This window comes from Candidatus Halocynthiibacter alkanivorans (assembly GCF_003333265.1).
Taxonomy (GTDB): Bacteria; Pseudomonadota; Alphaproteobacteria; order Rhodobacterales; family Rhodobacteraceae; genus Halocyntiibacter_A; species Halocyntiibacter_A alkanivorans.
The window spans coordinates 26,359-48,581 of sequence record NZ_QOLB01000029.1 but is presented as its reverse complement, the minus strand read 5'-3'; the positions used below and the strand labels follow the sequence as shown (position 1 = coordinate 48,581).

The following is a 22,223-nucleotide window of genomic DNA, read 5'->3' as shown; positions in this document are numbered from 1 at the left end:
TGGCGCGCGCCGGTCGCCGAGTTCACTGGACGATGATTCGCTGACTGAATCGGAGGAGGGGGTCACGATCCCCAAGCGGGTGCTCTCCCGCGCCCAAGTCAGAAACTGCGTGGTGATCTCGTACGTCCGCATGTCATCCAGGCGAACAGGCCGGACCAGCAACAACCCCTCCATGGGTTTCGCGCGGAATAAAGCGACGCAGGTGTCAGTTCCAGCATCTGCTTTCTACGCAACGCGGTGCAACCCGAACAACTGCCCAACGTCCGCTATCGCGACTTGCTGCGCAAGCCATGCCGCATCTGCTCAGGTCCGTTCCCCGCCCTTCTTGTCGAATTGTGCTTGGTGCCGCAATCGGACCAATTCCCTCTGCCATCACTGTCAGGAACGGCCCACTGCAACCGGATCGACAAATCCGCCGCGACCGGTCTGATCGGGCTACTTGTGACCCGTGCTGCTTCCTGCCATGCCATCCCGACCGGTCGTCTCAGCGTCGGCTTGGCCTGACGCAAGGACTCGGAATCCTGACGCCGGCGACCCGCTGCTACAATTGATATTGTCGAGCGTATTCTTCGCGCCTTCCTGCCAGATGAAAGCAGACTGGACCATCTTGCATTTGAAGCGGCAACCACAGAAGTCGGCCACTTTTATCCCTTCAATAAAGGGGAAAGCCTTGGAAAGCCTTGGAAAGGTTTTTACAATCCATGCAGATTGAACACCCAGCCTGAGTGGAAACAGAAAGATACCTGAAATGAGCTTTGACCTCTTTGATGCGTTTGAAGACTGCATAGACAGCTACGTGGGCCAATGTGAGGCCTATAAAGAAGCCATCACGGCGTCGGGTGGTGTATTGTCGTTTGAAACGGCAGTCAAAATTGCTGAACAGAGACTCATCAGGGTCATCCCGAAGGATAGTGCAAAAGCAGAGCCGAAAATTGATTTGCCGTCTGTACTTATGGAACTTTCTGAGTTTATCCCGACCACAAGTGAATGGGACGCGGCGTCAATCGACAGGTTAATCACAGCCTCGAAAACTTCGTTTTGGGCTTGGAGAGCGCTGGAGCATCTTGAGCTGCTTTTTCCATACGTCAAACTTCACCCTCCTCTCAAAAAATGGCAATCTCGCAACGCTCTGGGAATATTACAGCGTCCCCGCCGACCCACGGGATTGGCACCTGCAGAGAATCTCCACCGAAATACATTGATTATCAAAGAGATTGAGCACCTTCGAACTGCAGGGTTTCAACCTATGCGTAACTCTGCGTCCATAAACGCGGCATCCGGGTGTGATGTAGTAGTGAAAGCATTGAGCAGCCTGAGGATGAATTTGAGCTACAAAACCATCGAAAAAATTTGGACGAACCGACCCGATACACCTTTTTTGAAGCGACTGTACCCCGGTCTCGTCGCGTCCTAAACGTTCGAAGCCTAACGTTTAGGACGCCAAACAATTCTCCGACCGATAGCAAACTGGGTCATCCAATAGCTATCCAGGAGATCTCAAAATGGCTGAACAAATCTCACGACGCCCTGAAGTCGAGAGCGCACCGGGCTTTCGAGAAGTACGCCGCACGCCTACGATGTGTCTGACATGAGCATCAATACAAATGGTGTCCAGGATCCCACCCGGTATATGAGGGCCGCGGCGGCTGCTCTGTATCTGGGCCTTTCAACTTCCAAGCTAGCAAAGTTGCGCATGAAAAATCAGCGCCGCGACGGCCCACCCTTTGCAAAAGTGTGTGGTAGCGTGATCTATCGGAAATCCGACCTTGATGCCTGGCTTGAGACCAATTTGGTCAGGGATGAATAGAGGATGGGCCAGGGAACTAACACCAAGCGATTTGCAGATGATGGCGCCCCGATGAGCGCGGTCAGCCTGACCTTCCAAACCAACCGGGCCGCAGATGACAAAAAAAGCGGAGAAGACGTGAAGGGGGCCTACTGGTGAGCCACAAAGCAACCAACTGGCTGGCAGAGCTGGACCCGCAGCAAGTGAGCAATTCCGAGTTCCGGATCCTCTTCGTCCTGTGTGACTGTCACAACCCGGCTAAGGGCTGTTTTCCGAAGCAGGCCTATATCAGCGATCGCGCCGGCCGGGGGGCCAGTTCAGTGAACGCGGCCCTGACCGGCCTTGAGGAAAAGGGCTTGATCCGCCGCATCCGCCGGCACAATTCGAAAACTAAGCAGCGCGAATCCACCCACTATACCCTGGGGTTCGAATTTGGGACACCACAAGAGCCAACTCCAAATAGTGGAGATGGGGCCATCTCCGGTTTTTCTGCAGAGCCATCTTCGGTTTCTAGCCAAAGCCAACTCCTGAAAACCGGAGTTACCATAAAGGAAGAACCTGTAAATGAACCTGTAATGAACCAAGTGTGTTCGGCTGGCGCCGATCCACAAACAAAAACTGTATTTTCTGAAACTGGTGAAGTTGCAGACGCGTTCGATGAATTCCGGGAAGCACATCCACGCCTAGTCGATATTCAAAAAACCCGGGCAGCGTTCTTCGCAGCTGTTGTGGCAGGGACAAGTCCGACTGAGATTGTTGCCGGAGCCCACTCTTACGCCAAAGAGCAGGAGGGCAGTGACCCGAAATTCGTGAAATCTTCCGCGCTTTGGCTCAAGGACAAGCGCTGGGCGGACCACAAGCCCAAGCGCAGTGGCAAAGAGGGATCACGTGAAGACACAGCCCGGTTCTGGGCGGGTATCATCCTGACGGACGGGTTTGTTCCGGACAATGCAATCAACACAGGCATGCGGGCCGACATCATTGCGCTGCGCCTGATGACGGATCAGCAGTTGACAGGGCGGGGCTTCGCATGACCCGCTTTCATGTTGCGATCGACCAAGGCCGCGGCACGAAGTTTGGCCGCACGAAAATCATCGCCGACCCGGAGAGCGAAGGCGGCGTCGCCGTCTGCGCTATCGGTGCGCGTCATCTGAAATGCGCGCGCCAGGATATTTGGCATCGAACGTTCGCCAATAAACTGAGTGGTTGGCCTGTAGTTTTACCATATTTAGAGATGTGCACTATCTGCATCACTGCATGGTGAGGCGACGGTGAGCATGAGAGCGCATCTGGGAATAAAGAAATGACCAAGCTGAAAAACAAACGCCACGAACTTTTTAGTCTTGAATATACGGCTGATAGGAACGCCACTCAGGCTGCTATTCGGGCCGGGTATTCTCCAAAGACCGCAGGCTCACAGGGACACGATCTCCTGAAAAAACCTGAAATTGCAGCTAGGGTTGACGAACTTGAAACCGAAATCACCAACACGATTATCGAAGAGATCAAATTTGACGCAGTTATTGTTTCCCGGATGTGGGCCGACATAGCCACCGCTGACGTCAATGAGTTGATGTCTCTCAAGGTTGGTGCGTGTCGCTACTGTTACGGGCACGATAACAAGTACCATTGGCGTACCCATCGAGAGTTCGAGCAGGCAGAGATCGAATTTAATAACCTCACTGCAGTGAAGCAAGAACGCGAAAAGTCTCCAGATAGTTCGGGGGGCTTCGGGTACAAGCGAACACTCCCCCCAAGCCCCGATTGCCCCGAATGCGATGGTCTCGGAAGTTCATTTGCTACGTACGCAGACACGACTCGCCTGACGGGCAATGTCGCGCTTCTTTACAATGGCATAAGGGCCAATCAATACGGGGTTGAGATAAAGGTGCTCGACAAAATGCACGCACTTGATCAATTGGCAAAATACCTTGGTATGTTCAAAGACCAAACCCAAGAGAATGTAACAGATCCATTGGAAGAACTGATTTCTGAAATAGGCCGTTGCGGCAGCAAGGCGCCGATTTCGTCCTAGAAATAGAACAGGTGGTAGCGAAATAATTTGGGTCAAACGATAGACAATGTTTGCTACGGTAACCGTCTGACTAAACACACACGGCCAGGTGGGCCCCTTGCGGCCTCATTCTATTAGATTTGGGAGACGAATTATTTTCTTCCCGGGAAACAGAAAAGCGTCTTTTCCCCCATTATCATGTTGTGACCTTTAACGGCGGATCTCATCGTTTTGCCCATATGGCAGAGGCACTGAATGAAATCCGCCAACACTAGCACATCTGTGGTCTCGTTTACGGATTGGACTAGGGCGCTTTCGAGGAAAGCTATTTCTCCGTATTGGTCACTTCATGCTCGGTCCCGGCTTCAAGAGAGAGACTCGCTCAGGGTGAGAACACCCAAATCGACCCAGTTGACCGCCACACCGCAAAGTTTCTTGTTTGGTAATGCAGTGCGCACTAGGGCGGCATAGGCCTCTAGCTGAGGCCAGTAATTGCTAAATCGTTCGGTGGTATTTGAGACAGGCCCGGTCTTGTGGTCGATAATTAGAACGCCGTCCGGCCCTTCGGCGAGGCAGTCGATAATCGCGTTTGTCTCTGCGCCGGACGCGGCAACGTCTTGCATTGGTAACTCCGGATGCAGCCGGTCAAATCCTTGTGCTCGTAGCCAATCCGCCATTGCCGCAGCCTGATCGCGCAAAAGTGCGACTTTATCCGGTTGCAGCCCGCTGGCGCGTATGACCGGTTCCAGATCCCGGTTCGGGTCGATCAAACAGGCCCGCAGAACGATGTGTGCTGCCGTACCCCGGGCGGTAGGAGAGTCCAAACCCAGACCGGTCACGGCCGGGCCAAATGTGTGATCGCGCAAAGGTATCGTTACTGGCTCACCTTCTGCAGCAGATGGCTGCTGCCGCCAAGGAGTCAACGATATTGCTTCTTTGGCATCTGCAGCGTGACGTTCACCAAGTCGGAGGTGTTCAGGCCATTTTGTTTCGGGTGGATCATCGAAGATCTCGGGGCATTCGCCTTCACCCTGGGTTATCCGAACGGCAAACACGTCGCTCCCAATCCTGATCTGACCCTCGTCCAATGCCACATCGGCGGTTTCGAGGAAAAAATCAATATAGCTGCGGTTCTCTCCATCTTGCGTTTTTCCGATTGAGGCTTCGGGCCATTCCAGAACCAATCGATCACGCGCCCGCGTCATCGCCACGTAGAGCAGTCGCCGTGCATTACGTTCATCTCCCGGGCGGTTGTGGTTGGCAAAATCATCGACCTTTTCAGCCACATCGAGTTTTGGAAACCAGTCCAGCCGTGCGCTGTCCAGCACATTTTCGAGATTGTCGAAATTGGCGAAGCCAGCTTTGATCTCGCCCGCTCGGCTGGCAAATTTTCCGTCTAGCTGAGCAACAACGACCACAGGCCATTCCCGCCCCTTTGCGCCAAACCATGTCACCAGCTCAACACCTTGCCCTGCTGCTCCAGCAGGATCGGGGCGTTTGTCTGCGTCCTTGAGGGACTGCCGTTCTGCCAACCAGCCGAGAAAGACCTCAGGCGAGGAACCGAAGAAGCCTTCGGTCGCCAACAGATCAACTTCCATATCGGTAAATCTTTCGGCCTCATACACCAGTCGCAGAAGATCGGCGCGCATCTGTGCTGGATTTGGCTGGCTAAGTGCCCAACTCATCAGGCCCGTCTTCTCCAGCACAATACGGACGAAATTCGGCGTTCGGACATTAGAGGCAAGACTGGAAATCTCCGCCAGAGGTCGTAAAATCGGATTGCCGCACAACGTGCCTTCGGTAAGCTGCTCAATCGCAACTTGCAGCGGTATCGCCTCAGGTCCCAATGTCAGCCACCCCAGTGCCGCGTAAGAATCTGACGGGTCCGCGGCGAAAGCGATAGCGTGGCGGGCCAATTGCATAGCTGCACTCTCCCACCACCCTGTCGCTGTCATCTGCACGTTGATGTTCAATGCCCTCAGTGCCGTGGCGTATTGCGCCATCTGGCCATGGGTCGTGCAAAGGACCGCAATATCCTCGGGGCGCACTGGCCGCTCGACCTCTGTGTCGGGGTCGACAATCCGCTCGCCGTCCTCCAGCATTGCTGCAATCCGCATGGCCGTATTGTGATAGGGCCGGGTCTTCCCACCTCTGGAGCCACGCCCATTGGGGCATTTCAGTATTTCCAGAAATGTTGCGTCAGGTTGCTCCCGCGTGGGTTTTGAGGCGTGATACTCCGGCCCGAAAAGCCGAGTTGAAACCGAGTTGAAAAATCGGACAAGCTCGGCAGAACTGCGCCAATTATATTCCAGATGATGCACGGCAATGCTGTTCTGAGACACCAACGCCTCGGTCAGGCGCACATCTGCGCCCTGAAACCCCATGATCGACTGCTTCGCATCCCCGACAAGGATCGTGCGTTTTGCGCGGCGCGCCAGCGTCCATAGAAAGGCGAACTGAACCGGGTTCGTATCCTGAAACTCATCGATCACCACGCAGTCGATCTCGGCCAAAATTGCGTTGAGCACATCCTCATCTTCGCGCAACAGCGCCTCGGCCCCGGTGACCATATCGGCGTAGTCCACAACACCGATCCGGCGTTTAAGCGCACCAAACTCCTCAATTACGTTTTGTGCCCCCTGGATCAGGCTGCGCAGAAGGAATGCCGCATCGTGTAATGGCCCCGGATGGTGCTGGATACCATCGGCCGCCGCCATCACGGCCCCGGCTAGAGCGTCGTACCCTTCAGGTGTGGTTGATCCCCTTTTGGACAGACGTAAACTGCGCAGGTCTTTCCAAAGCCGCCAGTTTTGCGACAACTCGTCCGGGTCAGAGGCACGTTTCAAGTCCGCGTGGTTCCTGCGGAAGGTATCTTTCAGAGAAGATTTGTCAAAGGCGTCAGAGATCCCTTTCGGGAATGCCGAAAGCAACCTGTTAACCGCCTCGAGCAACGCCCATTGCAACGCTTTCCCGTCTGCTTCGACGGGGCCGTAGATTTTCTCTAGTTCGGCCACCGACTCATTGGTGATGGCCGAACGACCCCCATGCGCACCGAGCGAAAGAAGCTGGTTGATCGTGTTCAACATTGCATCTCGAAACTGCTGTTCTGCAGAACCGCCTTGCTGATTGTAACGGAACCCGAACCGTCCCAGATTGGCCATGATTGGTTTGAGCCCTTCACTCCCGGCAAGAACCCGGCGGATCAGGAAATCACGTTCAGCCTCTTCCAACAAGCGTGGTGCGGGCGAACCACCAGCTGCAAAGGCATGTTCGGTTAACAGCCGCTGCCCCAACCCGTGAATGGTGGAGATATAGGCGCTGTCGAGCCGCAACGTCTTGTCAACCAACCCCTTTTTCAGCAGCTCGGCCCTGATCCTGTCCCGCAGTTCTTGTGCTGCGGCCTCTGTAAAGGTCACGGCCAATACTTTTTCCGGAGAAACCTCTCCGCTGTCGATCCATCCGGTCAGAGTCTCGGTCAGATGATAGGTTTTGCCCGCACCCGCGTTGGCGGGAATGATCTTGAAATTGCTTGTCATGTTAGGCTTCGTCCTCGGCCATTATGAAGACCGCGCCCAGTGGGTTATCCTTCAGCGCATACGGGGCGATGCCAGCTTCTTTTTCAAAAAACGACACATCCCTGGTCCGATTGAGGCGGATCGTCCCGCCTCCCAGTTCTGCTATGGTCCGGGTCAATCGCTGCATGGCTTCACCGGAAATGTCGCTACTGATGCTTTCGATCCCGACCCCATCATGGTTTAACCCGTTGCCAAGCGTGACCCCGTCGCGCAGAAGATGATAGGCAATTGCCGGAGTACATCCGCCTGCCTTGATCGCGGCAGTTTCCTTGTTCCCGGGACGCGAGATCATATGCTGGTAGAGAGCCACCTGAATATCCCAACCTGCCTCCATCCGCTGGCGGCGCGTATTGGATTTGGAGGTTTTGAAATCCACCACCAGTTTTTGGCCATCCGGTAATTCGAGAACCGTATCGGCGAAACCATTCAGTCGCAGGCCCAATGCGTCTCCAGCCAGCGGCTGTTCGGTGGCTATGACCTTCGCGCCAACTTCTTCCAATCGCGAGCGCCAGACCATCGCTATTTTCATCGCTTCAGCGCGGTGATTGGCATGCTCCACGCTCCAGAGGTCATCCTGCAAGAACCGCGCCTTTTTTCGAACCGCCTTATCAAATGCTGCATCAAAATTGGCCCGTAGTCGTGCTTCATCGGGCGTCGGCTCTCCCTCCGGAAACAGATTTTCGAGCACCGCATGATACAGGCTCCCCTGCACCAGAATATCCATCGTCTCAGGTCGCCATTCGACCTGACGTGCACCGGCCTCGGTCATTACCCAGACAAGGGGGCTGACCAGCATTGTTTCCAGACGGCTGGGCGACTGCGGTTTCATTACCCCACCCTCGTCTTGGCGAATACGCAGCACATCGCGCCGGATCGCCAAATTCCCAGTTGCGGGGAAAACAGGGGTCACATCAAGGGTTTGGGCCACGGAAACCGCCGCACAGGGCCAATCGCTCACAGGTAAGGTTCGCAGATTACTCACCAGAGCGCCCGCATCCTCATCCCCACTCTCAAGCGCCCGGGCGATGAGTGACAATGCAGTGGTTGGGCCAAGTTTCTTGCCCGCCAGGTCCCGGCTGGGAGAGATGAAGCTGATTGATCCTGATACCGCGCCAATCTGGCGGCTGAAAAGAGAGAGATTGCGGCGCATTAGCAGCGCCCGCGGTGGCAACCGCAGGCCGCACAGATCCTGCAATTGCTGCAGTTCGCTGTCCAGAAACACCGGCCCGACACCAGCGCCACGCGGAAAGGAATTGCCTGCAAATCCCGCGACAATCAGGTGCCTGGCTGCCCGCCATGGCTCTGCATCACCCAGCCACAGGCTGGCTGCCTCAACAAACCGCTCGCCCGCCTGTGGAAGCGATGTCTCGGGGCGCGTTGCCTCCAGCAGAATCTCCCAGTCCGGCGACGCGCTTTCATCCGACGGTGCTAGGACGGCAACTCGTCCAACCCTGTCTTTGAGGGTCGGCAGATGTCTGGCCAATTCCCAAAGCCGTCCCATCAAAGCCTTGTAGGAGCGCGGCTCTTGGCGAAGCGCATCTGTCAACCAGTCGGGCAGCACATCCCGCTTGCCATAATCCATGAGAGAACGGGCCATCTTTCTACCCTGTTCTTCAGGCCAGGGCATGTCCGGCAACAGACACAAAGACGCCAGCACCATGACAGGCGGGTGCTGGCGTAAAGCTCGCAGCAACAACCACAAAATCTCGCCCGCAGTGTCCCGCTCTGCAGTTTCAGGAACACCGCTCAGCGGAATGCCCGCCGCCTCGAACCCGGACAGGAATAAATCGGCACCATAGGTTGCGTCCGGCAGCATCACCGCAATCTCGTGCGGCGCGCAACCGGTGTTGATCAGTTTCCGGGCTATACCGGCGGCCAGTTCCGCTTCCTCGCCCATATCGCGTACACCGAAAAACCGCAGGCTGTCATCGGGAGCCACTCGCTCCGCTAAAGTGTCAGTTAGTGCATCCTGCACATGGCGCAACGCGGTACCTTCCATACCGGCAGACGACGGCAGTCCTTGCCGTGCCGGAGCCACCCCGTGAACTGCACAAAGCTGGGCATGCAACGCCTCTTCGAGAACACTATCGAACCCGGTCTCGGGGGGCGGGCACATTGGCAGCGGCTCCAGCGAAGCGGCACCCCCCAGCACATGCCGCACCACGGCCAAATCTTCCGGCAATGCGCCAAGATTGCGGCCAAGGGCCAACAAACCTTTCAAATGTCGTCGCGCGCGGCCATCGGGCAATGCGGTTTCATCTATCCGATCTATCTGCCCGTCCGGCGTGGCCGAAACCAGATCGCGAAAGGCCCGTTCCACCGCCTGTCGAACCGGACGAGGAGCGGCAGAAAAACTCGCAGACCACGGAGCATTCGGATGGGACAGGGCAGTTTCCCAATCCAGTTGCGGATTAATGGGTGCCAAATGGACCTCGGCCAGCAGATCAGGCGTCAGTATCCGATAGGCACCGGTATCCGGATGTCGTGTAACGAGGTTGGACCAAATAATTGCCATGCCTCACCCTTTCTTTAAAATCGCCAAAAAGTTATCCAAAATACCCGATTGAATTTCTATCTTACGCATGCGCTGCCCCAATGGAAAACCAAGTTTTGCAAGTTCATTCAGCCCCAGGGAGCTTAAATGGCAGGGACACGATACATAGACGAGTTCCTCAAATCTGATTCGCCTCGCCAGCAATAAACGCAAGGCGCATCAGGGTAATCAAGGCAGGCAACCCGAACAGTTTCCACTTTTGGTTTCCCCTTCATCTTGTAGTGCCCGACAAAAACCGGGGGAGCAGTAACGGGATGAAAAGCCACGCCGTGATTTTCCGGCAGGTTCTCGTCAGGAAGTTCTGAGAGGTTGCCACCCGTGAACCCACATTCATCACGAAGCCGCTCGAACACCCGTTTGGCCGTATGACGCTGCTTGCGCGGGCGCGTCTTATCCTCAAAAAGCCATTGGTCAATATTGGCGGTGAACTCATCCAGCTTGGGCCGCTTGATCGGTGCCGTTCGTCGATATCTAGGCGGTTCCGAATACGCCAGCATCTTTGAAACACTGTCCCGGCTGATCCCAAAATCTCGTGCTATCTGGCGTCCGCTCAGACCATCATGAAAATGAGCCCGGCAAACCTTCAAATACAATTCCACGGTAAATATCCCCAAGCCCTCCCGAATGTCGAAAGGGCAAAAGTGGCCGACTTTTACGCCGCCCGCGACAACACTATGTCGCCGCTACCGTGGCCGAGTATTGCTCCGCCGATTACACTGGAAATTTCGATCCGATGTTGCTGCAGATGCAGCCGAATACGTGTTTCATCCTGAGCAGAAAACCGAGACCCGTTCCGATGGGTCGCTGACCGTCCGTTTTCGCGCTGGCGGAGCACGCGAAATGGCGTGGAACCTCATGACCTGGGAGATGCAGTGGAAGTTGAAGAACCGCAAGACTTTTGGGAAAGGGCAGGCTTGAATTGACGTGAACCGACGCAATAGAAGTCACTGAAAAAGAAGAAAATAATATAGGTATTCGCAAGCTTTATGGTTTTGTTGCACCAATTTGTATTTCGCGTGACTAAATGACGTATAGTACAGCCCTGAATAACTCTTGTTATTAGTGAAGGACATTTGAGCGAAGATACACACTTGTATAAAACATAGAAAAACAATCCATTCTTGGAGAGCAGTATTTGAACGGTCTCATCAACGTAACCGAACTTTCTGATCTAATCATGAAATCTGAAGACTTCGCCGAGTTGAGCGATAAATTGGATGTCTACTGCCCGTTCGAGGCGCTTTCAGTCGCCCGGATGGAAATCAAGCATTCCAGTTTTCTGGCTGATATTGTCGACCCTCGGCGACCTCACGGTTTTGAGGACCACTTTACCCAGGCATTTCTGGAAACCCTTCTTTCCGCTGCGGACGAGTTGGCGCTCCTTCTGCAATTGCACCTTGAAGACCTGGGGGAAATCGAAGTTATGCGCGAGTGGCGCAACATTGACCTGCTACTGCGGCTACCCGGCAAGATCCCATCCCAAGATCTAGTCTTTGTGGTCGAGATCAAGGTTGAGGCCAGTGAAAGCAAAGGGCAACTGAAAACGTATCAGACTACGGTAGAGAAAACTTGGCCCGAAGCGCGTTGCTTCTTCTTTTTCCTTACTGCCCAGGACGAAGAAGCAAGTGACCCGAGGTGGATCAATGTCGGCTTTTCATCGCTAGTGGAAAAACTCGAAGCAGCAAACCGTGACAGCATAGGTGAGCCAAAGGCACGCATGATGCTTGAATCCTATACCCAAATGTTGAGGAGACGATACTTGGAAGACCCAACCCTAGAAAACCTGGCTCAGAAAATCTGGGAGAACCACCCGGAAGCACTGGGGTATCTTGCTGAGCGTCAGCCCAATCCGGTGCATGAACTGGCAAAACAAATGGCCGGAGTTGCCACCCTGACGCAACTAAACGATGCGCTTAAAACCGCCACCGGGCACGAGCTGAGCGTGACGGGAAATTCGCAAAATGCCCGCTATTTCTCGCTGGCAGTTAAACAGTGGGATCAGATTCAAGGAATGATGACCGCCCTCAAATGGACAACGACAGACAGGATCTTGTTGTGCGAAATTGAGGTCACAAAATCCGGGGTCGGGGCTAGGATGGTCATAGGTCGCGGCGACAGCAGCGTACGCAGGATGTTCTTCGAGGCCCTCAAGGACGGTGATGCCGTACCATTGAAAGTTAAGGCGCTGTCAGGTGAGTTTACTAGGGTTGCTTCCACAGCCCTGCGCACTCGGAGCCAGATGGAAAAGATCATCAAAAACGGGATCGAAGAAAAGGAAGTAGAAAAGTTGCGCTCGGACATTGTTTCTTTTTTTGCTGAGATACTCCCAAAATTCGATAAGGCGCTGGAAAGGCTGCCGCGGGAGGCACAACAGTAGAACGAAATGTGGCAGAGCACCGCATTTGCTGGAGGCGAAATATGACACGGTTGTACCGATGCGGCTGGTGAATACGCTGTGAGCGCTGGAAACGGCATTAAGACGGACGAGAAAATAGCAGGCAACCCAAATGACCGATGACACCGTCTACAATGCCGAAAACTCGGACATTCCGAGCGTGAAAGAACAAAGAAAGCTGCTCCAGAAACTGACGGTCGAAGCAATCGAAACGACGATGAATGAGTGCAACGCTATAACGGTTGAAGGCTTCTTGAAAAAATACAAATTCGGAACGTCCAAGAAAGACTGGTTCCGTCGCGCGAAGGGCGGGGCCTTGTTTCCCGCCAAAGCTATCGTGGGTGTGGCTTTCAGGGAGCTTCCCGAAAGCCGCGCTTTGTCAGCTGCCGAGTTTTTCAAAGGTTTCGGAGAAAAAGAGGCGCGTGATGCGCTCGCTCAACTAGGCTTCGAAGTCTTCGAGACGGGTAACCCGCTGGCTGAACTTGGGGATGGTTCAGATACAGAAGTTCTGGCGCTTGATCCGGCGGCAGTGACCCGTTGGATCGCCCGGCTATGCAATTTCTTTCCGACGTTTGACCGGTTCGACGGTCCCGATCCGGACTTCGACGCACGGGAACGCGATTACAAACTGGAGGTTGCCACGGAGTTGCGCTCGGCGCTTGACAGAGCTGCCACCGACCAGGAGAGCGCAGATGCGATCCACTCGGCTTTGGCAAAAAGCAACCTGCTTCCGTGGCGGGCCTACTGGCCAATGTCGCCCAAGGGCGATGCGGATCGGGAAAGGCTCTGGCCAGCACTACGAGCGCTTGCCAATTCAACCCTTGGAGCTCCGAGCGGCCATCCGGAGGCTCTCGACGCATTTGGCAAGGCGTGGGTCGAAACTGTGCCGCAGGGCAAGTCTGACCCGGCGCGGCAGATCGCCGAATTTCTGTTCCTGCATCTTGCGCCCAACCACGGCATTTATATCCGCCATTCGGTGCGGCAGGATCTCTGGCTGGAAGCAGTCGGAAGTCGGTTTCCGGATCATACTTCATTGGCTGAAACCTATCGCAACGAACTGCGCTTTATGCAGGCAGTCCGGAGCGCATTCGAGGAAAATGGGCTTGCACCACGCGACATGATCGATGTGCAGAGCGCGCTCTGGGTGGTCCACAACTACAAGGATGAGGATGATGGCGACGCTACATCGCCTTTGCTCACGCGCGAGACCATCGAGGCGGCGATGAATGCCTATGACGCGTATCGTGAAACCGGCGAACACGGTGAGGTATTCGACAATTTTGGCGAGCCCCGCGACTATTGGGTTCGCTCGACGCGACAGCGGTCGGATCAGGTATATCCGACCAAGCCCCTCATCGGCTTTATCCATGGCAAGACTGAGCTGAACGGGGGATGGGGGCAGAAAAGCGATGCGGCTGCACAGTTACACAATTCGGGCTTCATTATCATCGATCAGGACAATGGGCCTATAGAGCCGCCCGAACGGTATGATCACCTGATCCGTGACGCTGACCGCATCCGGTTTTGTGCCTTGAACTATTACATCGAACCAGCCCGCGAGCGAGGAGAAGCGAGTGTATCCATTCGCGCCGGAACTCTGGCCAACGCCCTGTTCCTTGGAAACCGCATGCGCAACGTTTGCCAAGCATTGAAGGGCGAGAAGTTTCAGGAACTCGCCAATGTGCCTCCGCCCACCCAAGCTGGGGCGAATGACAGCACCACAACCACAATCACTTTTGAACTCAGGAAGCATCCGCCGATGGAAACCGCTACGAATCTGATCCTCTACGGCCCACCGGGAACCGGCAAGACGTACGCTACGGCTTGGGAAGCGGTGCGGCTCTGCGTAGGAGATGACACCGCAGAAACGCTGAGAAATGACCGCGACGCGCTGATGGCCGAGTATCGTCGTCTCGAGAGCGAGGGAAGGATCGAGTTCCTGACCTTCCACCAATCCTTATCCTACGAGGAATTTGTCGAAGGCTTGCGGCCGAGTACGGGCGCCGATGAAAGTGAGGGGCCTGGAGATACAGAAGGCAGCGTGGGATTCCGGTTGAAATGTCATGAAGGAATCTTCAAGCGTATCAGCGAGCGTGCGAGGTTGGATCGGGGCGATAACGGTGGGTCTCAGAGTCTGGACCGTAAGCAAGGTGTCTTCAAACTCAGTCTAATCGGCGCTGACTGGCAAGATCAGCTAGCGACAGCAAAGCGAAATAATAGAATTTCATGGAGCTTTGGCGCAGGCATCGACTGGTCAGCTCCTGAGTTTGAAGACTTTCAGGCGATAAAGCAGCTTTGGCTAGATAATAATCCAGAAGCAGATGGAAGATCGGCGGACATAAGTGGGACTTGGTTTTTCCGAGGTGCGGTTGATCATGGCAGTTATGTTGTGCTCACAGTCGGAAAAAACCGTATCGTCGCGTTCGGACAGATCGCTGGCGACTATGAATTCCAGCCAGATGCAGGTGGCCTACAGCACTTCCGGAGGGTTGATTGGATTTGGACAGACGAACGAGGAACAGATAGGTCAACGTTCTATCCTCAGAAATTTAGCGCTTTTCAGCCGATGTACCAGCTTGCGAAGGAAAAAATCGACTGGGACGCACTGGACGAGATCGTTTTTGGTGGCGACACGGATCATGCTCACGAAAAAGGGCATAGTGTCCATGAAATGTCTCGCCGTCTTGAAAAGGAATTTCCTGAAGTACTGATTACGGAATTTGGGGGCGCGAAATTTGACTGTGAAGACTTGAAATTGACGAGCGAGCCTATTGGAGAACTCTTTACTCTGGGTGCATGGCCCGACACACGTGACGATACACACCGGCGCCTAGCGCAGGTTGTTGCCTGCTGTCTTGCCAAGAAATTTCCGCAAGGCTTCGACTTGAAACAATATAGAGAAGCCCTCGTAAGGGCTGGTCAAATCGCCGGCGTAGAGCCCTCAGTGGGATGGGAACAACACAATATGCCGACTTGGGCGAGCAGCCCTAAGCAGGGCTGGCTCGTGCCTGCTCAATCGTCGGTGCCTGCAACCACGCCTCAGGGGAAGATGCCCAATCAAAACGCGAGCTCTCGCGCGGCAGGCATCACAAGTGCCACTAACTGCGACAACTATGTCCTGATCATTGACGAAATCAATCGCGCAAACATTTCTAAGGTATTTGGCGAACTCATCACACTGCTCGAAGCGGACAAACGACTGGGCTCCCCAAATGAAATCAGAGTTCAACTACCGTATTCGAAGAAGCGGTTCGGCGTTCCGCCCAACCTACACATCATTGGGACGATGAACACGGCGGACCGCTCGATTGCGCTGCTCGATACCGCGTTGCGCCGCCGCTTCACCTTTCAAGAACTGATGCCGGACCCGTCGGTCCTTACGGAGGACGTGGGCGGGATCAACCTCCAAATTCTCCTGTCCACGATCAACGACCGTATCGAATATCTGTTCGACCGCGAACATCAGATCGGCCACGCCTATTTCACGGGATGCCGCAGTCGGGGGGACGTTGAGGATGTTATGCGCCACAAGGTCATCCCGCTCTTGGCTGAGTATTTTTACGAGGACTGGTCCAAGGTCGCCGCAGTATTGGGCGACGGGCCAGGAATGGGCAAGAAACACTTTCTTGAATCTGTCAGCCTTCAACCTCCGAAAGGGATGCCCGAGGATGACCTTAACGGTGACAAGCTGCGCTGGAGCGTGAAGGCGGAGTTTGATTTTTCGGAGTTCAGTGCATGATGCAATCCTTCACCGTTCGCGAATGGGATAAGCTCGCCTATGGTGATGATGAAGGGCAGATCCCTGCACATTTCGCGGATCAGCTTGCGGCTTTGGCTGGGCGTTCTCCCTTCGCTGGAAGGGGCGGCAGCGGGGTGCTCGAGCACGGTCGGTATGCACTCCGCGCTCGGGGTGTCGTTGGGATTTTGGCCGCCGGAAGTTGCAGTCTTGAGATACTGCCGAAGATCGATGTTGCCGCGGAAGAAAATGTCGAACAGCAGACTGCGGCAATCCGGAAACGGCTGATCCACATGCTGGCCGTCGCTCTGAATCTGAAGCTCGATCTTGGGTCGATAACAGAATTGGCGTGGCAGCGAGAGACACTGCTCGAAATCCTGATCCGAATCTTTTGCGATAAACTCACCGAGGCGGTCCGGAAAGGAATGCCCCGCCGCTATGTCGAGCAAGAGGACGATCTTTCCGCCTTGCGCGGCAGGCTGGACTTAGCACGTCAGTTCACCCGACACGCAGTCAATCCTTCCCGTCTCGCATGCCGCTTTGACGTCCTATCGGAGGACACGTCGTTGAACCGGATCATGAAGGCCGCCGTGCTGAATCTCTCTAGGATGGCTCGGAGTTCGGGAAATCAACAGCGGCTGCGAGAACTGGCATTCGTGTACGCGGACATTGCGGATATTTCGCCCTCGGCGTTGCGATGGGATGATGTGGTGATCGACCGCACTAATCGCCGGTGGCGAGAGCTTCTGAGCATGGCTCGACTCTTCTTGGAGGGCAGATATCAGACGACGACTGGCGGCACCGGTCAAGGAACGGCGCTGCTTTTCGAGATGAACACATTGTTCGAGGAATATGTCGGCCGCCTGATCTCGCGGGCCTTGGCCGAGACGGATTTGACCGTATCTTTGCAGGGCGGGCGGCGTTTCTGCCTCACAGCGGACACCTCGGAGCGAGGGCTTTTTCAGACAAAGCCAGACATACTGATCCGTCACGCAGGCACCGTGACCCATGTGATCGACACGAAATGGAAGCGGATTTCCTCCCGGGTCGATGATCCGAAACAAGGGGTTTCGCAAGCCGACGTCTACCAGATGATGGCCTATGCACAGCTTTACCATGCTCCGCGCCTTACGCTTCTGTATCCGCATCATCCGGGGCTAGGTAGCAAAGAGCTTGTTCATACTCGACACCGAATAACAGGCCATGAGACCATCTTGGAGACCGCAAGCATCGATGTGGCGAACGGTGACAATGTGCTCGATCGAATCCGACGTCTGATCTTGGTCGACGAGTTTGTGGTTGAGCCCACGATGTAACGGGCTGACAGGCGTGTTCAGTGGATGCCGACCCAGAGAAGGTTAGACGGCAGGTCCGTTACCGCGAGGCGAGTTGGACGCAGAGCTTGAGGCCCTCGACAGGATTGGAGAGCTTTACGACATCGAGCGCAAGGTCGCCGGGCAGCCCGCCGAGGCCCGCCTCAGGGCGCGCCAAACGCAGAGCAAACCAAAGGTCGAAGCCTTGCGGCAATGGGCCGTGCAGCAATTGACACGCATTCCCGGCAAGCCGCCCGAGTTGGTTACGTCGTGTGAATATTTCGAACCGTGCCAAGAATGTGTTCAAGCCATAGCCCTCCGCGTACGCCCTCCGCGTACGCCCTGCGGGTGGCAAAATATGTTCCAGGGGAACTTTTTTGACTAAATGGAACTACACCCGTCTGCCATCCGCTGACCCAGCCCGTCACCCGCGGGTCACCCGCGCCGATCGAACTGCAGCTGCACCGCGATTCCGGGCGCTGGCGTGGGCGACTGCATGCAGCCTCTGTGCGTTCGGCGGCGGGTATCAGGTCTGCCCATCGTAGGCCGGTTTGCAGGGCATCCCTGCGCGAGGGGATAGCAGTCAACTAGCTTTCGCACTCGTAAGCGAGGAATCGAAAGCGCATTTGAGCTCCTTCGTGTCCTTGATGGTGTTGCTAAGTTTTTTGGTCTCGTAGGCGAGCGACTACTTTAAACGTTTCTACGCGAAATATGATCGTCGACGGTCTCACTGACAATAAGCTGTTCAATTGTGAAAAGTGCACGCCACATCTGCTCTCTAATACCAGATCTCGGGCGGTGTTCATTCGCTTGGTCCTGTGCCTCCTGAAAAACGAATATAAGTTTGGAAAGTTCACAGAGACGGCTGTCGAAGGCGCGTGGCCAAACGTAGAATGCACCTATGGCATGCATTTCAGCGCGTTTTCTGGGATTGCATGGGCAGGCTTTTGAGCTTGAGGTCACGCAATTTTTAACACTAGTGAAGTCGGTCTCCATGACTACACCGTTCAAGAATAGTTCACCATTTTGCAATAAGTCGAAGTCGGTGCTGCCATCCTCGAACACGTATCTCCAGTAGCCCTTAGATTTGCCATCCTTCCACACGGCAAACCTTTCATGTTGTCGATGACCGCAGGGAGCGTGAGCAATAACACGAATTGCACCTAGTGTTTGAAGTTCTGTCTCGAAATAATCGATCAACTCCTGAATCTTACGACTTGTGAGCCAGTTCGGTGAGCTGTCTGAGAACATGTATCCTTGTGCGTCTCTGATTCCAGCCAGAATGTCGATAATTTTTTGACGCACTTGAGCGGCGAAACGAAGCTCAGGGTCTTTTGGGATCATGTCGTCTCCATTCCTAGTCTAAGTGTCTCCCTAAAGATCAAGGAAGTGTAACACAGCTTACGGAGCTGGCGACGGGGCTCGGAGAATTTTCGTTGAGGGCACATAGCTCGAAAAACTGAAGCCGCCACAAACAACTCAGAAGTTGTACCTGATACTGGCTAGTTCCTCACTCATTAGAAATCTGCCTTTTAGCATTGTGCCATCTACGGCGGCGGCGATCCTAGATATCAAAATGATGCCTCCATAACTCGTCATTTCCTTCATTGCTCGAAAACGTTTGCTTCCCGATATTCGGAGCCGTCGAATTTCATCAAGATGTCTCTGCCCAACATATCCAAAGTCTGCTTCGCAGGCAGGTGGGATCCCTCAACGGTGCGGATGATTTCCAGTTTCTCTGACGCAGGATACCTCATTCCTCGTATCCCCCAACCCCTGTCATGCTTTTTTTGAGCAGGCGGTTTTCCAATGTGAGGTCCGCAACGCATTCCTTCAGTGCCATCGCCTCGGATCGCAGGCCTTTCACCTCAGGCGAAGTGGCCTGACGGGCCGTATCACCGGACAAACGCCGCTTCCCAGCTTCGAGGAACTCTTTGGCCCAGCTGTAATACAGCCCCTCAGAAATGCCTTCGCGGCGGCACAGTGCCGAAATGCTTTCCTCGCTACGTAAGCCCGCTAAAACAATGCGGTTCTTCTCCTCGGATGAATAGGTTTGCCGGGTCTTGCGGCGGATGGATTTGACCAACTTGGTAGCCGCAGCTTTGCTGGTTCCGGATTTCTTGTTCATCTTCACTCCTTAACAGTTACGATGACCCAGAAATCCTCCGTTGTTCAAACCGCTCTGATGTCCCATTTTATATGACTTCAGACACCATGCACCAGTTGGTTGCGCAACACATAGATTCGTCGCATCAAATCAAATATGAACGACTGGATACACAAGAGGCAGTTTGCTAATTCCACTCGTTCTGAATTTTTTTAGAAATTAGAAATATGACAAAAATTGAACTTTCTATAGACGCGGTTCAAGAGCTCTCCGAATTTATTCTAGAGGAGATTGTGGACCGGCCTCTTACCTGGAGCAGGCTAAGTGAACAATTTCTGGAGCTGCGGTCAATTGACAACGATGATCGATATCGTTGGCTGTTTTCTCGCCTGATAGCCAAAATGCTTGAAGAACACTGGATCGCAAAAACATCCGAAGAAAACCTTTTTGAAGTTGGCATCACGTTTAAGGGACGCACAGTACTGAGGCACAAGGATGAAATAGCTGCTATCTTCAATCGGCACTTTGCGGGTGCCATCAAAAAGGCGGCGAAAGCATCGAGAGCTAGCCAAAAGATGCATGAGGATCGCGTCAAAAAGGAACAAGCCGCAATTAAGAAGTCGGAAAAGCGTGCCAGGCGAAGGCTGGAATCCGCGGAGAAGCGCAAAAATAAAATAGCCAAACGAAGCACGCCAAAAATGGTGAAAAAAACTAAGATTGATCTGTTTGGTAGTGGAGAAAAAATACGTGCCCAAATTCCCAGCAAGGACAATGATCAACTTTTGAAGCTTTGGAAGGCGAATACGATAGGAGCATCCAACTCTTCTGGTGCAAAGCGCGATCAACACCTTCAGATTGTATCGGCCATTGAAAATGAGTGGGGCCGTCGCATAAGAGAGCTGCCTGAAAATGAAGCATTCAAGTGGCCTTCTACTGATGTTGGGAACGGCGTCGGGGGTGGGGATTTTGAGCGGCGGGAGGTCAGTTACCTGAAACTGTTGGGATACACTGTGGGGAAGACGGATGGGCTGCCAGCATCTGCTAGAAGGCTCATACTTGATCGCTGCTTTTCGGGGCAACTCCCCCCTTTTGAAAATGCGACTGAACTTAATAAATGGGCCGCTCCGAATAGTGCAGGCCGCCTTAGGAAGATAGCCTATCATATCGCCGGTCTTGCGAAGACTTTCAAGAAAATGCCTTCTCGAGGATACGATGACGCAATTGCGGATTGGGAAGATGACCTCAGGTACATGCATGAAAAGTACTACGTGGATTTCTTTCATTCTTTTTCATGGCCGTGCAGATAGAAAGGAAGCGCCAAAGGAACCCCCTCTGTTTTGGGGTGATTTGAGCTGTCATTTGTTGCGCGAGGCTGGCGATTTGCCCGCGCAATGACAGGGAATTTGATGTGAGCAAGAAGCGAAGAGGCCGCGAGTCCAAATACACGGATGCGTTCAAGAGGCAGTTGGTTGCGGAGAGCCAAGCCGTGGGAGCGACGGTTCCTATGGTGTCAAAGCAGCATGGGGTGCCAACCAGCCGGATATATTCTTGGCGAGGTTATGCGCGGTTTCAGCCAAGCGAAGTTGAGACGCCTGACTATATGTGGGACACCGGACTTGAGGCACGTGAGCGAACCCGTGGAACCAACCCAATGACCGGTGCCATTCTGGACCGTCAGACCCACCACGTGCATATCTTGGAAAAGAACGGCGAAAGCTTCCGGCTGCGCCAGAGCCGCAGAACCAGAAGCTGAAATCCAACCCAAATAAGGAGAGGTGCTGGCCTGAGGCCAGCGCGCCTTGGCACGCGTCAGCTATATGAAAAGCATACGTACCAAGGCGCCGCTAACTCCCAAACAAGCTGTCCCATATTGCGCCGGGAAACTGACTCTTTTTGCGCCGGGATTGACACTTGTTGACACCAAGCCCGAAAATCCTCAAACTTCTGGTATAATTCGATATTCCTATGTGGTGTAATGTAAACGACCGGCAAATTACCAAAATTATTGCCAATCAAATTGTTTACTTAGGTGGCTAGAATGCTCATGATCCAAACTTGCGTAACCGCTTGGGACTTGCAAAGTTATAGGACCGGCAGATCATGGAAATTTTGTTCCAGCGAGATCGACGAGTGGGCCCATGTTGGTAGCGTCAATTCTGCAAGTCATCTTGTTGGTAGGCCATGAGACACAAAATCGACCTCGACCGCCTTCTCAAGCTCCGACTGATCGTCGCCCGACACGGAGAAATGGACGGCGCCCGCTGGTGGAACACCAATGGTGTCCTTGGCCCCAAAGGCAGCCTGCTCATGAGCCGTGGCTTCCCAAAGACACACCATTTCGCCCAGGCGCGGTTGGTGTTTGAGGTCGCTAGGACACGAAGTGCTGAACGCTTTGCGGCGGTTTCCGGCTGCATCACCCTATGGAACCTCCCCGCAGATGTCGAAGACGAGTTCAATTCCCAGTGGGCTGAATGGCTCGATAACGGCGACTCCTGGGTCGAGTTCTTCGATGAGCTTAAAGTGCAGGCAGGCGACTTGCTTACAGCTCTCCGAGCCCGTGACTTGCTCGATTTGGATCATGATGCCCAAGTCAGCCGTATGCGCCGCTCTGCAGAAGGTCGCTCTGTGCCCATCTCAAGCATGCGCCGCATTGACGATGACACCTTCACGCTACTCGCAGCCGGTTTCTCACGAGGCGAAGTAGGTAAGCCTGCCATCCCCTATGCACGAGTGGATGGCTGAA

The 22,223-nt window shown here is 54.2% G+C and carries 14 protein-coding genes and 3 pseudogenes; 12 read left to right on the top strand and 5 right to left on the bottom strand.

The genetic code is table 11. The features are described from left to right. Window positions 1–748: 748 nt before the first annotated feature. From DWA01_RS00780 to DWA01_RS00765, 5 genes are all read left to right on the top strand, one after another. Window positions 749–1,414 (top strand): hypothetical protein, encoded by a 666-nt coding sequence (locus tag DWA01_RS00780; protein ID WP_114283717.1) that lies wholly within the window; start codon window positions 749–751, stop codon window positions 1,412–1,414. 174 nt (window positions 1,415–1,588) lie between these two features. Next, window positions 1,589–1,807 (top strand): MerR family transcriptional regulator, encoded by a 219-nt coding sequence (locus DWA01_RS00775; protein ID WP_114283716.1) that lies wholly within the window; start codon window positions 1,589–1,591, stop codon window positions 1,805–1,807. A gap of 134 nt (window positions 1,808–1,941) precedes the next feature. Continuing rightward, window positions 1,942–2,820, top strand: a complete 879-nt coding sequence (locus DWA01_RS00770; RefSeq protein ID WP_160115937.1) for a helix-turn-helix domain-containing protein — start codon at window positions 1,942–1,944, stop codon at window positions 2,818–2,820. Next, window positions 2,817–3,050, top strand: a complete 234-nt coding sequence (locus DWA01_RS22875; RefSeq protein WP_136057640.1) for a hypothetical protein — start codon at window positions 2,817–2,819, stop codon at window positions 3,048–3,050. The genes DWA01_RS00770 and DWA01_RS22875 overlap by 4 nt, the downstream gene beginning before the upstream one ends. A gap of 39 nt (window positions 3,051–3,089) precedes the next feature. After that, complete coding sequence (locus tag DWA01_RS00765; RefSeq protein ID WP_114283714.1) at window positions 3,090–3,821, top strand: terminase small subunit; 732 nt, start codon at window positions 3,090–3,092, stop codon at window positions 3,819–3,821. 344 nt (window positions 3,822–4,165) lie between these two features. On the opposite strand, the gene DWA01_RS00760 is transcribed toward DWA01_RS00765, so the two are convergent. The 3 genes and pseudogenes from DWA01_RS00760 to DWA01_RS00750 all read right to left on the bottom strand — a co-directional run. Then, the gene (locus DWA01_RS00760; protein WP_114283713.1) at window positions 4,166–7,336 is read right to left on the bottom strand and encodes a UvrD-helicase domain-containing protein; all 3,171 of its coding nucleotides are present in this window, start codon (window positions 7,334–7,336) and stop codon (window positions 4,166–4,168) included. Window position 7,337: 1 nt separating this feature from the next. Beyond that, complete coding sequence (locus tag DWA01_RS00755) at window positions 7,338–9,890, bottom strand: PD-(D/E)XK nuclease family protein (RefSeq protein WP_114283712.1); 2,553 nt, start codon at window positions 9,888–9,890, stop codon at window positions 7,338–7,340. 350 nt (window positions 9,891–10,240) lie between these two features. Further along, window positions 10,241–10,528 (bottom strand): annotated as a pseudogene (locus tag DWA01_RS00750) (IS21 family transposase); the annotation flags it as partial. Window positions 10,529–11,064: 536 nt separating this feature from the next. On the opposite strand from DWA01_RS00750, the gene DWA01_RS00745 reads away from it, so the two are divergent. The 4 genes and pseudogenes from DWA01_RS00745 to DWA01_RS23390 all read left to right on the top strand — a co-directional run. Then, complete coding sequence (locus tag DWA01_RS00745) at window positions 11,065–12,306, top strand: PDDEXK-like family protein (RefSeq protein WP_114283711.1); 1,242 nt, start codon at window positions 11,065–11,067, stop codon at window positions 12,304–12,306. Between the two features lie 130 nt (window positions 12,307–12,436). Continuing rightward, the gene (locus DWA01_RS23395; RefSeq protein ID WP_235008380.1) at window positions 12,437–16,063 is read left to right on the top strand and encodes a ScoMcrA-related endonuclease; all 3,627 of its coding nucleotides are present in this window, start codon (window positions 12,437–12,439) and stop codon (window positions 16,061–16,063) included. Then, window positions 16,060–17,376: an McrC family protein gene (locus DWA01_RS00735; protein ID WP_235008379.1), complete on the top strand. Its 1,317-nt coding sequence runs from the start codon at window positions 16,060–16,062 to the stop codon at window positions 17,374–17,376. The genes DWA01_RS23395 and DWA01_RS00735 overlap by 4 nt, the downstream gene beginning before the upstream one ends. A gap of 88 nt (window positions 17,377–17,464) precedes the next feature. Next, a pseudogene (locus DWA01_RS23390) lies at window positions 17,465–17,623 on the top strand (IS66 family transposase); the annotation flags it as partial. Window positions 17,624–18,063: 440 nt separating this feature from the next. Here the strand turns inward: DWA01_RS23390 and DWA01_RS00725 are convergent. After that, the gene (locus DWA01_RS00725) at window positions 18,064–18,717 is read right to left on the bottom strand and encodes a hypothetical protein (protein ID WP_114283710.1); all 654 of its coding nucleotides are present in this window, start codon (window positions 18,715–18,717) and stop codon (window positions 18,064–18,066) included. 323 nt (window positions 18,718–19,040) lie between these two features. Further along, a pseudogene (locus DWA01_RS00720) lies at window positions 19,041–19,501 on the bottom strand (transposase); the annotation flags it as partial. 206 nt (window positions 19,502–19,707) lie between these two features. Here DWA01_RS00720 and DWA01_RS00715 point away from each other — a divergent pair. From DWA01_RS00715 to DWA01_RS00700, 3 genes are all read left to right on the top strand, one after another. Next, window positions 19,708–20,787 (top strand): hypothetical protein, encoded by a 1,080-nt coding sequence (locus tag DWA01_RS00715; protein WP_114283709.1) that lies wholly within the window; start codon window positions 19,708–19,710, stop codon window positions 20,785–20,787. Between the two features lie 101 nt (window positions 20,788–20,888). Beyond that, the gene (locus DWA01_RS24000) at window positions 20,889–21,233 is read left to right on the top strand and encodes a transposase (protein ID WP_136057639.1); all 345 of its coding nucleotides are present in this window, start codon (window positions 20,889–20,891) and stop codon (window positions 21,231–21,233) included. A 428-nt stretch (window positions 21,234–21,661) separates the two neighbouring features. Next, the gene (locus tag DWA01_RS00700) at window positions 21,662–22,222 is read left to right on the top strand and encodes a BrxE family protein (protein ID WP_114283708.1); all 561 of its coding nucleotides are present in this window, start codon (window positions 21,662–21,664) and stop codon (window positions 22,220–22,222) included. Window position 22,223: the final 1 nt, after the last annotated feature.

What these genes read in the sequence shown, in the direction of transcription:
- DWA01_RS00780 (WP_114283717.1), top strand. Translation starts at nt 749, where the DNA reads ATGAGCTTTGACCTCTTTGATGCGTTTGAAGACTGCATAGACAGCTAC.
- DWA01_RS00775 (WP_114283716.1), top strand. Translation starts at nt 1,589, where the DNA reads ATGAGCATCAATACAAATGGTGTCCAGGATCCCACCCGGTATATGAGG.
- DWA01_RS22875 (WP_136057640.1), top strand. Translation starts at nt 2,817, where the DNA reads ATGACCCGCTTTCATGTTGCGATCGACCAAGGCCGCGGCACGAAGTTT.
- DWA01_RS00765 (WP_114283714.1), top strand. Translation starts at nt 3,090, where the DNA reads ATGACCAAGCTGAAAAACAAACGCCACGAACTTTTTAGTCTTGAATAT.
- DWA01_RS00760 (WP_114283713.1), bottom strand. Translation starts at nt 7,336, where the DNA reads ATGACAAGCAATTTCAAGATCATTCCCGCCAACGCGGGTGCGGGCAAA.
- DWA01_RS00755 (WP_114283712.1), bottom strand. Translation starts at nt 9,890, where the DNA reads ATGGCAATTATTTGGTCCAACCTCGTTACACGACATCCGGATACCGGT.
- DWA01_RS23395 (WP_235008380.1), top strand. Translation starts at nt 12,437, where the DNA reads ATGACCGATGACACCGTCTACAATGCCGAAAACTCGGACATTCCGAGC.
- DWA01_RS00735 (WP_235008379.1), top strand. Translation starts at nt 16,060, where the DNA reads ATGATGCAATCCTTCACCGTTCGCGAATGGGATAAGCTCGCCTATGGT.
- DWA01_RS00725 (WP_114283710.1), bottom strand. Translation starts at nt 18,717, where the DNA reads ATGATCCCAAAAGACCCTGAGCTTCGTTTCGCCGCTCAAGTGCGTCAA.
- DWA01_RS00715 (WP_114283709.1), top strand. Translation starts at nt 19,708, where the DNA reads ATGACAAAAATTGAACTTTCTATAGACGCGGTTCAAGAGCTCTCCGAA.
- DWA01_RS00700 (WP_114283708.1), top strand. Translation starts at nt 21,662, where the DNA reads ATGAGACACAAAATCGACCTCGACCGCCTTCTCAAGCTCCGACTGATC.